General features: G+C 72.8%; 9 protein-coding genes. 4 read left to right on the plus strand and 5 right to left on the minus strand.

Annotation, left to right across the window (positions count from 1 at the left end):
* Window positions 1-2,220: diguanylate cyclase domain-containing protein (locus tag AB0I91_RS33260; RefSeq protein WP_499640507.1), on the minus strand; the 2,220-nt coding region annotated here is incomplete at its 3' end.
* A gap of 221 nt (window positions 2,221-2,441) precedes the next feature.
* On the opposite strand from AB0I91_RS33260, the gene AB0I91_RS33265 reads away from it, so the two are divergent.
* The gene (locus AB0I91_RS33265; protein WP_499640509.1) at window positions 2,442-3,554 is read left to right on the plus strand and encodes a hypothetical protein; all 1,113 of its coding nucleotides are present in this window, start codon (window positions 2,442-2,444) and stop codon (window positions 3,552-3,554) included.
* 64 nt (window positions 3,555-3,618) lie between these two features.
* On the opposite strand, the gene AB0I91_RS33270 is transcribed toward AB0I91_RS33265, so the two are convergent.
* From AB0I91_RS33270 to AB0I91_RS33280, 3 genes are all read right to left on the minus strand, one after another.
* The gene (locus AB0I91_RS33270; protein ID WP_499640511.1) at window positions 3,619-7,611 is read right to left on the minus strand and encodes an NACHT domain-containing protein; all 3,993 of its coding nucleotides are present in this window, start codon (window positions 7,609-7,611) and stop codon (window positions 3,619-3,621) included.
* Window positions 7,612-7,723: 112 nt separating this feature from the next.
* The gene (locus tag AB0I91_RS33275; RefSeq protein ID WP_499640513.1) at window positions 7,724-8,842 is read right to left on the minus strand and encodes an FAD-dependent oxidoreductase; all 1,119 of its coding nucleotides are present in this window, start codon (window positions 8,840-8,842) and stop codon (window positions 7,724-7,726) included.
* Window positions 8,843-9,003: 161 nt separating this feature from the next.
* The gene (locus AB0I91_RS33280) at window positions 9,004-9,756 is read right to left on the minus strand and encodes a hypothetical protein (RefSeq protein ID WP_499640515.1); all 753 of its coding nucleotides are present in this window, start codon (window positions 9,754-9,756) and stop codon (window positions 9,004-9,006) included.
* A 295-nt stretch (window positions 9,757-10,051) separates the two neighbouring features.
* Here AB0I91_RS33280 and AB0I91_RS33285 point away from each other — a divergent pair, with 295 nt between their 5' ends.
* The 3 genes from AB0I91_RS33285 to AB0I91_RS33295 are packed head-to-tail and all read left to right on the plus strand — an operon-like array spanning window position 10,052 to window position 12,794.
* The gene (locus tag AB0I91_RS33285) at window positions 10,052-11,272 is read left to right on the plus strand and encodes a riboflavin synthase (RefSeq protein WP_498777508.1); all 1,221 of its coding nucleotides are present in this window, start codon (window positions 10,052-10,054) and stop codon (window positions 11,270-11,272) included.
* Complete coding sequence (locus AB0I91_RS33290) at window positions 11,269-12,042, plus strand: class I SAM-dependent methyltransferase (RefSeq protein ID WP_499640517.1); 774 nt, start codon at window positions 11,269-11,271, stop codon at window positions 12,040-12,042. Before AB0I91_RS33285 ends, AB0I91_RS33290 begins: the two co-directional genes overlap by 4 nt.
* Entirely contained in the window at window positions 12,039-12,794 is a 756-nt protein-coding gene (locus AB0I91_RS33295; protein WP_499614631.1) for an enoyl-CoA hydratase/isomerase family protein, read from the plus strand. Before AB0I91_RS33290 ends, AB0I91_RS33295 begins: the two co-directional genes overlap by 4 nt.
* A gap of 64 nt (window positions 12,795-12,858) precedes the next feature.
* Here the strand turns inward: AB0I91_RS33295 and AB0I91_RS33300 are convergent, their stop codons facing one another.
* Window positions 12,859-13,515 (minus strand): TIR domain-containing protein, encoded by a 657-nt coding sequence (locus tag AB0I91_RS33300; protein WP_499640519.1) that lies wholly within the window; start codon window positions 13,513-13,515, stop codon window positions 12,859-12,861.
* Between the last annotated feature and the right edge of the window lie 356 nt (window positions 13,516-13,871).

The raw sequence follows: 13,871 nt of genomic DNA on the forward strand, positions 1-13,871 counted from the left end.
CTCCGCCGTCTGCACCACGCCGTCCACCCCGACCACCGGCTGGAAGTGCAACGCCAACCCGTCGTGCTGCAACGCCTCCCGCAGCTGCCCCTCCAAGTGCACCTGCCGGTCGGCCGAAGCGATCAACGCCGCGCTCGCCAACGACACCCGACCCGCACCCGACCGCTTCGCCTCGAACATCGCCGCATCGGCGAAGCGCAACAGGTCGTTGCCCGTCGCACGCGACCCGTTCGGCACCGCCGCCCCGATCGACGCCGACACCCGGACCAGCTGCCCGTGCACCGGCACCGCCGTGCGCAACAACCCCGCCACCTTCGTCGCCAGCGCGTCCACCCCGCCCACCCGGTCGAGGTTCTCGCAGATGATCACGTACTCGTCACCGGACAGGCGAGCCGCCGTGCAGCCGTCGGGCAGACCACCCTCCAACCGCCGCGCCAACGCCACCAACAACTCGTCACCCGCGTCATGGCCCAGCGAATCGTTGACCCGCTTGAAGTTGTCGATGTCGCAGAACAACACCGCGACCTTCGACCGCTCCGGCGACTCCAACAACTCCCCGAGCATCTCCTTGACCAAAGCCCGGTTCGGCAACCCGGTCAGCTCGTCGTGCGTGGCCTGGTACCGCAGCACCTCGACGGTGCGATGGCGATCGGTGACGTCTTCGAAGGCGACCAACCAGGACGGCGCGACGTCGCTGCCCTCCGACGGCCTGATGTGCAGCTCGCAGTACACCGGCTCGCCGTCCGACCGCACCAGGATCCGGCGCGGGTTCGGGCGCGGACCGCTCTCGAACACGCGGGCCGCGCTCAACCACCGACCGTCGTCGTCGGGATGGGTCAACTGCTCCGCGGTCACGCCGCGCAGCTGCTCCAGGTCCAGCCGCAGCAGCGCGCACAGGGCTTCGTTGGCGTCCACCAGCCGCTCGTCCTCGTCGAACAGGCCGATGCCGACCGGGGACAGCGAAAGCACGTCGGTGATGAGGCGACTCGGACCGTCGAGGCGGTGGGGATCGAACAGCACCCACTGGTTCGCCCCCTTCCGCTTCGCCGCGTCCAAGGCCACCCTCGCGTCACGGAGCAGTTCCGCGGCAGTGCTCCGCGCGGTCTCGCGCGTGACGATCCCGACCGCGACGGCCGGGACCAGCACGGCGCCGTCGACGGAGATCGGCGCCCCCACCTCCGCCTGGAGTCGACGCGCCAGCGCGATCACCTCGACATCGGCGCCCGGCTCCACCACCGCGACGACGAAGCCGGCGCCCAGAGCGGCGAAGAAGCCCGACTCCGGCAACGCCCGCGCAAGACGGTCACGCGCTACCGTCAGCAGCTCGCGTCCGTGTCCCCGGTCGCGTCCGAGGAGGCCGTCGCCTGCGGCCGGCGCGTCGAGTTCCAGGTGGCACAGCCCGACCCGCGTCGCGGAGCCGGTCAGGACCGCGCCCAGCTCGTCGAGGAACCGGTCGAGGTCGGGCACGCGGTGTGGAGGCACGACACGGGCTCGCGCACCGTCGGCCTCCAGGTCCGCGAGTTCCCGCTCCTGTTCGTCGAGGAGCCGCTGCACCCGGTCCAGGCCCACCGCCGTGTCGTGCAGGACGTCGTCGTGAGAAGGGACCGCGATGTCCGGGTCCGATCCCAGGGCAGGCACGCCTGGGTCGTGGGCGCCGGCGCGGCGCAGCGTGCCCTCCAACTGGACGATCTTCGCCAGGGCGGCTTCGGCGAGCGCGGTCGCGCGACGCCGCTCCTCTTGGGCCTGGCCGAGTTGCCCTTCCGCGCGCCCGCGTTCCTGTTCGGCCGCCGACAGTCGCCGGCGGGTGGCCGCCACCTCGGCACGGTGGCCGGCGGCCTCCGCCAGGTAGCGGTCGCGTTCCTCGGTGAGCCGCGCGATCAGCGCGGACAAGCGGACGAGCACCACTCGGAGCACCATGATCACCTGGGAAGCGCGGTGCTCCACCTGCGCGCTCTCCAGCATCACCCGGCGGGCGTCGTTGAGCTCCTCCATCACGGAGATGAGCTGACGCTGCGCCTGGATGGTCTCCTCCTGCGCCCGCACCAGCCGGACCTGCGCGTCGGGTAGCACGAGATCGTGCGTCAGGCTGATGGTCGCGTCACGAGCGGCTTGCACGATGATGGCCGACGAGGACGCTCGCGCGTGCTGCCCAACCCTGCCGTTGTCGTCGGGTGGACCCTCGTCCGCGCCGTCCTCGACCGGCGGGGCACCGTCATGCATCGCTCGATTGTGCCCCATCCCGCACGCCGGCCATCCGAACCGAACATGAGGAGAGCTCGGCCGGCCCGTTCTGCGGCACGCCACCCGGACGAGCCCAGGTGCGGCAACTCCACGGCTTCTCGGCACAAGGACGATCCCAGATTTCTTCCAGCTCGCCACGCCACGCTGTACAGCGTTGAGAGGGGGAGACAGCAATGCTGAAACACTGGAAGGCGTACGGGGTGGGGATCGCCGCGCTGATGGTGGTGCTCGCCGCGCCCGCCCAGGCTCAGCCGGTGGACCAGAGCAAGGCCGCCTTCGCACTCCGGTACGTGGCGAGTCCGAAGATGACCAGGACCGAGGTCAAACTGGAACGGATCTTCGCCGGCCCCGGGCGCTTCACGCTCGAATCCGGCGATGAGAGGTGCAAGGGGCCGATCAAGAAAGCCGCCATCAGTTCCCACTACTGCTTCGACACCAACGACGCGAACAGCAGGGAGCCGTGGGTTCCGCAGGGCGTGTCGCACGTGTCCGACGCGAGGAGCGCCGGGGTCTGGCGCGGACGCGAGCCCGTGATCCTCAGCTGGTACCACCGCAAGGGCGAGCACGGCGCGGACGCGGTGCAGCTCACCTTCGTCGACCAGAACCTCAAGTACCGGCACGTCCGGCTGGTCGTCCCGACACGCAACGGCAAGGACTACACCCAGGTCACCGACGTTCACGCGGGTGGTGTGCTCTGGTACGGCCGCTACATCTACGTCACGGAGACCAAGCGAGGCCTCAGGGTGTTCGACACCAACGAGATCTACCGGGGCAAAGGCGCCGACGGCTACGTGATGCCCCAGGTCGGGCGGTGGCAGACCAGGACGGCGAGCGATTCGGACGACTACTGCCGGGGCGCGAATCCGGACCCGCGCTTCTCCTACGTCGGGATCGACCGCACCTCACGGTCGCACCGCATCCTTGTCGGGGAGTACTGCGGAAGCAACGATGGCGATTCCAGGAACGGACGGGTGGTCGCGTACCCGGCCGAGGACGGCAAGCCGGTGACACGTCGGGGGCAGGCCGTCCCGGGCAAAGTCCTGATGCTGCCCGGTCAGAACGTCCAAGGCGTCGCGCACGACGGCCGGTTCTGGTACCTCAGCCAGACCGGGCGGGGCAAGACCGGACCCAGCTACCTGCGCCGGACGAAGGAGAACCCGGCGACCGGCGCGCTCCAGGACGACAAGGTGGTGGAAGCGCCGACCGGCGCGGAAGACCTCTCGCTGGAGCGGGATCGTGGCATGCTCTGGTCGGTCACGGAGTTCGACGACGTCGGCCGCACGCTCTACACGATGTCCAAAACCCTGGGGTGAACCGGAAGGGGACGCGGCCCACGCCGCGTCCCCTTGGTCGGCGTGTGGCCAGGGGTCCTCGCACTCACCGCTCGGGTTCCCACTCCCCTGACGGGCTATCCGGCACCGCGGTCCGGTAGGCGTCCACGGCGGCGTCGGCCATCGCGGCGTCGACGGACAGGTGGGTTCGGGCGTCGGCGAGGTGGCGGAGCGGGTTGTCGTCGTCCGGCACGTCGCGCAACGCCGAGACGGTGGCCGCGGTCGCCTCGCAGAACGACCGCAGCAGCACGGCGGCGTAGCGCAGGTAGGCCGACGACTGCTCCCGCAACTGCCAGAGGTCCTCCGACTGCGGTGGCAGCGACGGGGCGGCGTCGACGTGCCCCGCCAGGGCTTCGGACGTCAGCGGCAACCGCGCCACCTCGGCCAGCCACCGCAGCGAACGGCCGCTGCTCTCGTCCGTGCGACCGGCGAGCTGCTGCACCTGGCCGTGCACCGTGGTGTCGACGTCCTGCCGGATCAGTTCCAGCGCGAGCCGCTCGAACCGGTCCGGGCCCAGCTCCGTGCGGGCGTCGTAGAGCTGCCGCACGATCCTGTTCAGGTCACGGGGCAGCCCGCCCGACAGCGCGTAGCACAGCCAGACGAACGGTTCCGGCAGGCGCAGCACCCGTTGCACGAGCAGCCGCCGCGTCTGGGTGAGCGTCAGCCGGCTGACCTGGATCACGTCGTCGAACGCCGAGTCGAACGTCGTGCGCACCGACAGCACCCGGCGCGAGAACGACGTGAGCGCGTCCTGCGACACCGCCACCAGGAAGAACACCCCCTGCACGCCGAACACCGACTTGAGGTCGTTGACGAACTGCTCGGCGGCCTCCGCCGTCGCGATCTTGTCCACCTCGTCGACGCAGATGACGACCCGCGCGTCGGCCCGGTCGGCCCGGCTGCGCAACCGCAGCCCGACGAACCCCAGGAACTCCCGGAACTCGGCGACCAACTCCGGGTAGGTCTTCACCTGCTCGGCCCGCTGCCGGGCGACGGCGTTGCCCGCCTCCAGCCCACCGGGCGGTTTCAGCGTCGCCGTGCGCGTCCGCGTGGTCGTCTCCAGGTACCGCAACCCCCGCAGGTGCCTGCGGGCCTCGTCCTCCAACGCGGTGTCCGGCCCCCGCAACCGCGCCCGCCGCCTGGCGAACGCCACCGCACCCACCCCCAGTGGCACGGCCGACACCAGCCCGCCCGCCGCCGCCACGACGGTCCGGACGTTGCCCCCGACCCACTTCGCGGCCTCCACGAGCTGCGGCCACCACACCGCCCCGGCGACGACCCCCGCGCCCGCCGACGCGGTCAGCACCCACCGCAGCCGGGGTAATCGGGACACCGCCGCCCGGTTCGCCGGTTCGGGTGGCACGACCAGCAGGCACAACCGGGTGAACAGGTGCACGAGGAAGTCGCGGCTGTCGTAGTCGGTGGGCGCGGTGACCACGAGCGAGAGGTCCCCGGGCTGCCCGCTGAAGCGCTGGTCGCCGAACATCTGCAGGACGGTGCTCTTCCCGATGCCGCGCGTCCCGCTCAGCCCGATGGCGCCGCTGGACATCGCATCGAGCATCCGGTTGAGCTGGGCGGAGGTGTCGGTGGGCACGAACTGGGCGCGCTCGGTGAGACCGCCCAACCGCCCGACGGACGCCTCGGGCAGGGCGGTCGCGTAGGACCGCTCGGCCAGCACCTCGACGCGTGCGGCGACGAGCGGGAGGACGCCCTTCTCCACCAGCGCGTCGACGAGTTCGCGGTGGGCGCGCGCCGCTTCCTGCCTGGCCGCGGCGGCTCGCGGGAGTTGCTGCTCGGTGGGCCAGTCGCGGGGATCGTCGGACCCCAGCGCCACGGCCTGTGCCTTCAGGGGCCGCGCCCACCCCCACAACGCCGCGCACACCACCGCCGCGGTTGCGAACGCGATCGTCGCGCCGGTGGACGACGGGTTCAGCACGGGTGAGAGGACCGCGGCGGCGACCAGCGTCACGGTCGACACCGCCATCACGTCGAGCAGGGAGCGCAACCGGGCGTAGTGCCGATGCCCGCTCAGGAACACCCGGGCCGACGAGTCCAGCACCACCACGGCGACGCCCATGGCGATCCACACGGGGGTGCTCGTCGCGGGCGGGAAGACACTCGCCGCGGTCAGGGTCGCGAAAACCCACGTGAGGACGAAGTACCACGGCTTCCCCAGCGCGGCGAACGGCACCCGCACCTGCTCGGCGAACCGCCGCTTGGACGCGACGAACCGCTCCCGTTCCCCGGCGGTCGCGGTGACCAGGTCCGTCTGGGAACCCAGGATCTCGCCGACGACCTCGCGACGCATGGTCTCCACGCGCGGCGCCTCGACGACCGCGTGGACCTCCGCCTTGGCCAGGGCGAGGTCCACCAGTTCCTCCCGCATCCTCGACACCATGACGTGCGCCGCGAGGTCGGCCATCTGCCGGGGCAGCGACGCGGGGCCGTACTCGTCCGCGAAGTGCTCCTGGAGCGGGCGGTTGTAGAACCGGAAGGTCGCACCCGAGCGGCGCAGCAGGCCCACGTCCCGCTGGGCTTCCAGGAACGACATCAGGTCGAGCGGCAGCTTCCCCCGGCTCGCCAGCCAGACCCGGCTGAGCGAGTAGCGGAAGTAGGTCGAGAAGCCCGCCCCCACCACGGCCGCCACCGCGCCCGCGGCCGCGGCGCCGGGACCCGGCTCACCGGTTTGCCGGGCGACGACCGCGATGAAAGCACCGGACACCAACGCCCACCCCCACATGCGCCGACGCCGGCCGCGCAGCGAGTCGGTCGGGGTGGCCGCGCGGGCGAGTTCGTCATCGGGTGCCACGTCCGTCGACCGCGCCGACCGCCCGCCCAGCGCGAACATCGCGGTGACCACCAGGACCACCGCGGCCTGGATCGCGACCGCGACGTCCCCGTACACCGCGGTCGTGGCCAGTGCGGCGGACAACCCGACCACGAGGCCCACCGCGGCGAAGACCGGCGACGGCACCGACCGCTTCAGCTCCCACCAGGCGAAGTCACGCGTCTTCAGGCGCTGCAGGTGGTCCGCCAGGAAGCCGAGGTGCCCGATCGCGCGCAGGGCGCGCTCCTCCATGAGGGCCCCTGGGTCGACGTGGACGACGCGGACCAGGCCCGACTCCTGGAGGAAGCGCCGGATCGCGGTGGGCTCACCGAACCGGACCGGGTCGAGCAGCTCGACGGGATCGGACCGGGGGTCCGCGTAGGCGACGATCGCGAGACCGAGGTACACCGGGGTGGCCAACGCCTTCGCGAGGGCGCCGTCCGGCTCGGTGGACAGGTGCTCCAGGACGGGCGACCACCGCTCGTTCGCGCCCGCCTCCGCCAGGTGCTCCGCGATCTGCCGAGCCGACAGCGGCCTGAGGAAGACGACCTTCACGGCCGGCAGCTCGACGAACCCCTCCGGTCGGGCGGTGAGCACGAACCTCCGCCCGGGGTCCGCCAGCGCACCCAGGGCGAGCTGCTGCCGGTCGGGCGTCATCTCGTCGAGGCCGTCGAGGACCGGGAGCACGCGGTCCGCGTCGATCAGGGCTCGCGCGACGCCCACCGTGAGCCAACGGTGGTGCTCCGCCAGGTACTCGGCCATCCAGTCGTCCAGGTGGACGGCGCGGGAGTCCCACGAGGCGAGCGGCAGCACCACCGGGACCCGGTCGTGCTCCCCGCTCAGCAGGTCCAGCGCCAGCTGCTGGACGAGCACCGTCTTGCCGGCGCCGGGACCGCCCAGCACCATCACCCGGCCAGCGGGGGTCGTGCGGTACGTCTCGGCGAGGTCGACCCTCCCGCTCCGCCAGTAGGCGGACATCTCGCGCTCGACCTGGGCGCGCACCGACCGGGCAAGTCGCGCCGCAGACTCGTCCAGCCCCGCGGCCGTTCGCGACCTCCGGTCCTCCACGACGCCGTTGACGAGGAGGAACAGGCTGACCGAGCTGCCGCCGACCGCCAGCAGGACCCAGGCCCACAGACCGGGGGTCCGCGCGACCAGGTTCCCGGCCCCGACCAGCCCGAGCACCCCGGTGATCACCGCGTCTCGCCGCATGTGCTCCGTCCACGCCTCGGTTCGCCCGTTTGCAGCGGCTATCGTCGCCGCTCGGGAAGGCGTTTCACGGGGTCGCAGCTCGTCCGGACGTGCGCGTCGACGGTCGCGGCGGTCAGGGGCGCCGGGCCAGCGTCGCCATCGTGCGGCCCATGAGGCCGGGCACGTCGGCGTCACGCACGCCGTCGAGCAACCACTGCCCGAGCTGCACGGACGCGTCGACGACCTCGCGCACGCGCGGGTAGCGGCGGTCGCGGTACTCGGTGAGCACCGCGTCGTCCCAACTGTCCCGAGTGGACAGCAGCTCGGCCAGGACGAGCGCGTCCTCCAACGACATCGCCGCGCCCTGAGCCAGGGTCGGCGGGCACGCGTGGGCGGCGTCACCGACGAGCACCACCCGGCCCCGGTGCCACGGGCCCTGCACCAGCAGCCGGTCGAACCAGGTGTAGTTGATCAGCGACGGGTCGGTCAGCGCGGCCTGGATCTCCGGCCACGGCCCGCCGTAGCCCTGTGCCAGGCGCCGCATCTCCTGGGCGTAGGTGGACGGGTCGATCGCGCCGCGGTCGCGGTTGCGCTCCACCAGGTAGGCGTAGGCGGTGTCCGGGCCGGTCGGGCAGCAGCCGGCGATGAAGCACGGCCCGCCGTAGATCATCCGGGTGTGGTCCAGGCCGGTCGGGCGCGGCACGGCGGCGCGCCAGATGGCCATGCCGGTGGGCGCCGGCCGGTCCTCGACGCCGATCAGCCGGCGGGTGGCGGAGTTGAGGCCGTCCGCGCCGACGACCAGGTCGTACCGCCCGCTCGTGCCGTCGGAGAACGTGACGTCCCCGCGGTCCTGGTCCAAGGCGGTGGCGGTGACGCCCAGCCGGACCGACGCGCCGGACGCGCGCACGGCGTCGATGAGGATCTGCTGGAGCCTGGGTCGTTGCATGCCCACGGTGGCGGGCAGGTCGTCACCGCCGATCCGGCCGCCGGGGTGCACGGCCAGCACCGCGCCGGACGGGGACAAGAGGCTCAGCTCGTCGAACGGGAACCCGTGGCGCAGCACTTGGTCGATGACGCCGACCTCGCGCAGCACGTGCAGCGCGTTGCCCTGCACGGTGATGCCGGACCCGGCGGTGGCGTTCCAGTCGGGCTTGGCCTCCACGAGGTCGACGGCGTGCCCGGCGCGGCGCAGCAGGACGGTCAGGGCGTTGCCGGCGGTGCCACCGCCGAGGACGAGCACGGTGCGGGTCATCAAGGCTCCTCGGGTTGCGGGACGGCGTGGGGTGTCGCGGCACGGCGACGGGGTTCACCGGCGAGCCGATGGTCTCTTCACTTGTCGAGCACTCGTGGCCGTGGAGGGCCGCGAGCGGGTGGTCGGTGACGCGTCACCATCGGACATGTTCGTGGTACCGGTCAGCGGTCGTGGTCGCTGGACCGGAGCCAGCCGTAGTGTCCGGGCAGGCCCCACCGCTGCCATTGGTCCCAGCCGCGGCCGGGGTACCACCAGGGGCCGTCCTCCCCGCGATCGAGGCAGTCGTACGCGATCAGGGCGTCCCGTGCTGTCTTGCACTCCGGGTGCGCCCGGCTGAAGTGCTCGACCCTGGTCTTCGCGCGCAGCGTCCATTCGCGTACCGGAGTCGCGGGGTCCTCGGTGTGCCACCACGTGAACCAGGCGTCCTCGCCCCAGAGCAGCTCCGTCGCCCACTGGCACGCGAGCCGGACGACACCGCCCTGCGCGTTCGGGCCGCCGGCGGTGTCGAGGCGCGCCAGCCACGGCCGCAAGTCGTCGTACGCGCACGCGAGTCCGCCCAGCAGGTCCACAAGATCGTCGGTGGGCCAGCGCTCCAACGCGTCCAGCAGTGCGGCGACCAACGCGTCCTCGATGGCACGGCGTTCCTCGTCGGGCCAGCTCGCCAGGTCGGCGTAAGACGGACCGAAGGCCCGCAACGCCAGACCCGGATCAACCTCCTTGGCGCGCACCAGGAAGATGAGGCGGAGTGCGAACCGCCGGTACAAGGACTGCCATTGCCCGCTGGACCAGTGGTCGTGGGAGTCGGCCGCGATCGACTTGACCAGCCTGTCCGGCACGGCGTCGGCGCCGCCTCCGAGCAGGACGGACAAGTCCTGCTCGGAGTAGCAGCGGGCACAACCGGCGGAGAGGTCCACGGCTTCATCATGTCGCACATCCGGCGGCGCGAGGCGGCCGAGCGCGTCGGACGCCGGATCAGCGCGTGAGCCCCTCGCACGTGCGTTGATCTTGGCGGGTGCGCGATGGTATACAGGGTCTTGGTGCGATTCCAAGGTGTGGTGGTGACAGCCCACCAGTTCCGCCCGTCGCGGCGGGACGACTCGGTGCGACTCCGAGGCCACGCGGTGAGACCCCGCTCCCTCTCGGGCCTGCGTCCAGGCCCCTGGTTCCGCGCGCGGAGGTGCCACCTCCCGCTGTCGAGAGGCGAATCGCATGTTCACCGGACACATCCACGAGGTCGGCACGGTGGCGTCCGTCGACCGGGGCCGCATCGAGGTCAACGCGCCCAGGACCGCCACCACCGCGCCGGGCTCGATCTGCCTGAACGGCGTCGGGCTCACCATCGACCAGGCCGAAGGGGCGCCGGACGTGCTGGCCGCGGTGCTGTCGCCGGAGACCCGGCGCAGGTCGACGCTCGACGGGATCCGGCCCGGCACGCGGGTCAACGTGGAGTCGCCGCTGGTGCTCGGCGACCGGGTGGGCGGTCACCTGGTGCAGGGCAACGTGGACGCCGTGGGCAAGGTCGTCCGGGTCGACGAGGAGACGACCTCCAGGCGGTTGTGGATCAAGCCGCCGGAGCGGTTCCTCCCGTTGGTCGTCCCGAAGGGGCAGATCGCGGTGGACGGCGTCAGCCTGACCGTCGCCGAGGTGGCGCGCGACCGGTTCTCCGTGGCGCTGCTCCCGGTGACGTTGCGCAACACCACGCTCGCCGACCTGTCGGCCGGTGATCGCGTGAACCTGGAGCCAGACCTGGTCACCCGCCTGGCGCAGCGCTGGCCGGCCGATCCGGGACGTGCGGTGACCGAGGCGGTCGCGGCGCTGCCGTGGTCGGGGCGCCGCTCGGGCGCGCGGGGCGTGCAGGAGGCCCTCGCGCAGCTCGCCGCCGGCGGGGCGGTGGTGGTGTGGGAACCGGACCTGGAGGGTGAGGGGGACGTGGTGTTCGCGGGTGCGCACCTGCGCCCGGAGGCGTTCGTCTTCCTGCTCACCCAGGCCTGCGGTCACTCGACCGTGCCGTGCGCGCCCGAGGTCCTGGAGCGGCTGGAGATCGGTCCCATCCCCGGTCCGGGCGACCGGCACGGCACCCGCCAGCACGTCCCGGTGGACCTGGCCGCCGGGACCGGCACCGGCGTGTCCGCCGCCGAACGCGCGGCGACCGTGCGCCGCCTCGCCAGCCCGCACGCCGTGCCGGGCGACTTCGTCCGGCCGGGCCACGTCTTCCCGCTCGCCGCACGTCCGGGAGGGCTCGCCGAACGCGGCGGTCACACCGAGGCCACCGTCGCCCTGTGCGTCGCGGCCGGGCTGCCACCGGTGGGGGTGTGCTGCGAGGTCATGAACCCCGACGGGACCATGGCGAAGGCCGCGGACCTGGAGGTCGCCGCGCTGCGCTGGGGCCTGCCGCTGGTCGACGTGGACGACCTGAGGAAGTACCTGTGAGCACGGCCGGACGCGACCTCTACGACGACGACCGGTTCTTCGCGGGGTACCGCCTGCTGCGCGACTCGGCCGCCGCGATCAACGACGTCGTCGAGATCCCCGCCCTGGACCGCGTGCTCCCTCCCGTGGCGGGCGCCTCGATCGTCGACCTGGGCTGCGGAACCGGCGCCCTGGCCCGCCGGCTGGCCGACGCCGGGGCGGCCGACGTCCTGGCGGTGGACTCGTCCCGGCGGATGCTGGCGCTGGCCACCCCGCACCCGCGGGTCCGCCTCCTGCGCGCCGACCTGGACGAGCTCGCGCTGCCCGCGTGCTCGGCCGACCTGGTCGTCAGCAGCCTCGCCCTGCACTACGTCGCCGACTACCCCGGCCTGGTCGGGCGCGTCGCCCGGTGGCTGCGGCCCGGCGGGCGGTTCGTCTTCTCGGTCGAACACCCCGTCTGCACGGCCGCCGACCCCATGACCGGGTGGTTGCGGACCGAGCACGGCACCGTGTGGCCGGTCGACGACTACGCGCGGGAAGGGCCGCGGACCCAGCGCTGGATCATCGAGGGCGTGCGCAAGCACCACCGGCGGCTGACCACGCTGGTCGGCGCGCTGCTCGCCGCGGGCCTGGAGCTGACGGGCATCGACGAACCGGTGCCGGACGACGCCGCGCTCGCCGAGCACCCCCGGCTGGCCGAGCACCTGCGGCGCCCGCCGCTGCTCGTGCTCGCCGCCCGCCGCGACCACGGCGGTTCGGCGTCGGATCCTCCGGGAAGGGGAATGTGGTGATCGAGGTCGACGTCGTGGACGGCATCGGGGTCGTGCGGCTGGTCCACGGCAAGGTCAACGCCCTGGACCTGGAGCTGTGCCGGGCGATCACGCGGACGATGCGCGACCTCGACGACCGGGACGCCGTCCGGGCCGTGGTGGTGACCGGGACCGGGCGGGTGTTCTCCGCCGGTGTCGACCTCAAGCGCGTGGTCGACGGCGGGGCCGCGTACGCGGCCGAGTTCCTGCCCGCGCTCAACGCCGCCTTCCGGGCCGTCTTCGACGTCGGCAAGCCGGTGGTGGCCGCGGTCGACGGGCACGCGATCGCCGGTGGCTGCGTGCTCGCCGCCGCCGCCGACCACCGGATCATGGCCGGCGGGACCATCGGGCTGCCGGAACTGCGGGTCGGCGTGCCGTTCCCCCAGTCGGCGCTGGAGATCGTGCGGTTCGCGATCGGGCCGGTGGCCGCGCACCGGGCCGTCTTCGCCGGCGTCAACCACGGGCCGGAGGCGGCGCTGGCCCTGGGCCTGGTGACCGAGCTGTGCGACCCGGACCTGCTGCTGGACCGCGCCTCGGCCGCCGCCGCGGCACTGGCGCGCGACATCCCGGCGGACGTCTTCCGGCACACCAAGGCCCAGGTGCGGCACGAGGTGAACGAGCGGCTCGACCGGGCCACCGACGCGGCCACCCTGGAGCTGTGGACGACGGCCGCGACCGACGGCCGGATCCAGGCCTTCCTGGACCGGACGGTCGGCGGCCGGTCCGAGCGGTAGCGGCGGGGCACGACGCCGTGCCGGTCGTCGATGCGCGGGCACCGGAGGACGCGGCGGTGACCGTTCAGCCGCAGACCTCCTGGTAGGGCACTTCCGGCACGTAGCGCTGCCACTCCTCCCGGGTCAGCGGGCGCCGGGTGGTGTCGCACAGGGTCTTCGCGATGTCGCCGGTGTAGCCGAGGTCCACTCCCGCACCGAGTGGTCCTCGCCCGCGCCGGCCAGGCACAGGCGCCAGCCGTCCTGACCGCAGGAGAACTGGTTGCGGGCCTGCTCGGGGTTCCACCCGTAGTCGCCGCCCGTGGCCAGGGTCCGGCCGTCCGGGCTGAACGCGGCGGCGTACACCGGGCCGACGTGCCCGGTCATCGGCTGGTTCGCCCGCAGCCGGCCGCTGACGTCCCACAGCCGGACCGTGCCGTCCTGCCCGCCGGTGGCCAGGGTCCCGCCGCACCGGGAGACGTCGTTGGTGGCGCTGGAACGTCTCGCGCTCCCGGTTGGTCAGCCAGTGCTCGACCTCCCGCCCCACCCAGACCGACGCGGCGGCCCGCGGGGAGGCCATGAGGATGAAGTACCGCGACGAGTCCAGCGCGTTCTCGATGGTCCGCCACAGGTCGGGGTTGGCGCCCAGGCTGGTCTGGTCCCGGAACACCCGCAGCGCCCTGGGCCGGTACCAGCGCTTGGCGAACCGGTGCAGGCCGCGTTGCACGTCGGCGGCCAGCCGCATGTCCGCTCACCTCTTCGTGGCCGCCGACGACCACCGCCCACCGCTCGGCGCCGACCGGACTCGCCGGCGTGACCACGACCGCGCGTCGCCGGGCACACCCCGTCTACCGCTACCGGTTCCAACTGCCCGGGATCAGGGACCGGCGCACTCCCCCGCGACGGGCTTGGCCGCGAGGTCATCGGCGCCGATGCCGGTGGCCGGGCCGAAATCGTTGGGCCGAACAGGTTGTGCGCTCACCGAGCACGCGGACCACCTCCCGCCGCTTCGCCCTGGCCCACTGGCGAACGGCGTCGCCGCCCACCGGGGTGTGGCCCGATACCCCGTCCAACCACGGCGGGAGCCGGAGCCCTGTTCCG

It is taken from the genome of Actinosynnema sp. NPDC049800 (assembly GCF_040656635.1).
Taxonomy (GTDB): Bacteria; Actinomycetota; Actinomycetes; order Mycobacteriales; family Pseudonocardiaceae; genus Actinosynnema.

Excerpts from the sequence above, each read along its gene's own strand:
- AB0I91_RS33275 (WP_499640513.1), bottom strand. The coding sequence starts at position 8,842 with ATGACCCGCACCGTGCTCGTCCTCGGCGGTGGCACCGCCGGCAACGCC.
- AB0I91_RS33270 (WP_499640511.1), bottom strand. The coding sequence starts at position 7,611 with ATGCGGCGAGACGCGGTGATCACCGGGGTGCTCGGGCTGGTCGGGGCC.
- AB0I91_RS33300 (WP_499640519.1), bottom strand. The coding sequence starts at position 13,515 with ATGCGGCTGGCCGCCGACGTGCAACGCGGCCTGCACCGGTTCGCCAAG.
- AB0I91_RS33285 (WP_498777508.1), top strand. The coding sequence starts at position 10,052 with ATGTTCACCGGACACATCCACGAGGTCGGCACGGTGGCGTCCGTCGAC.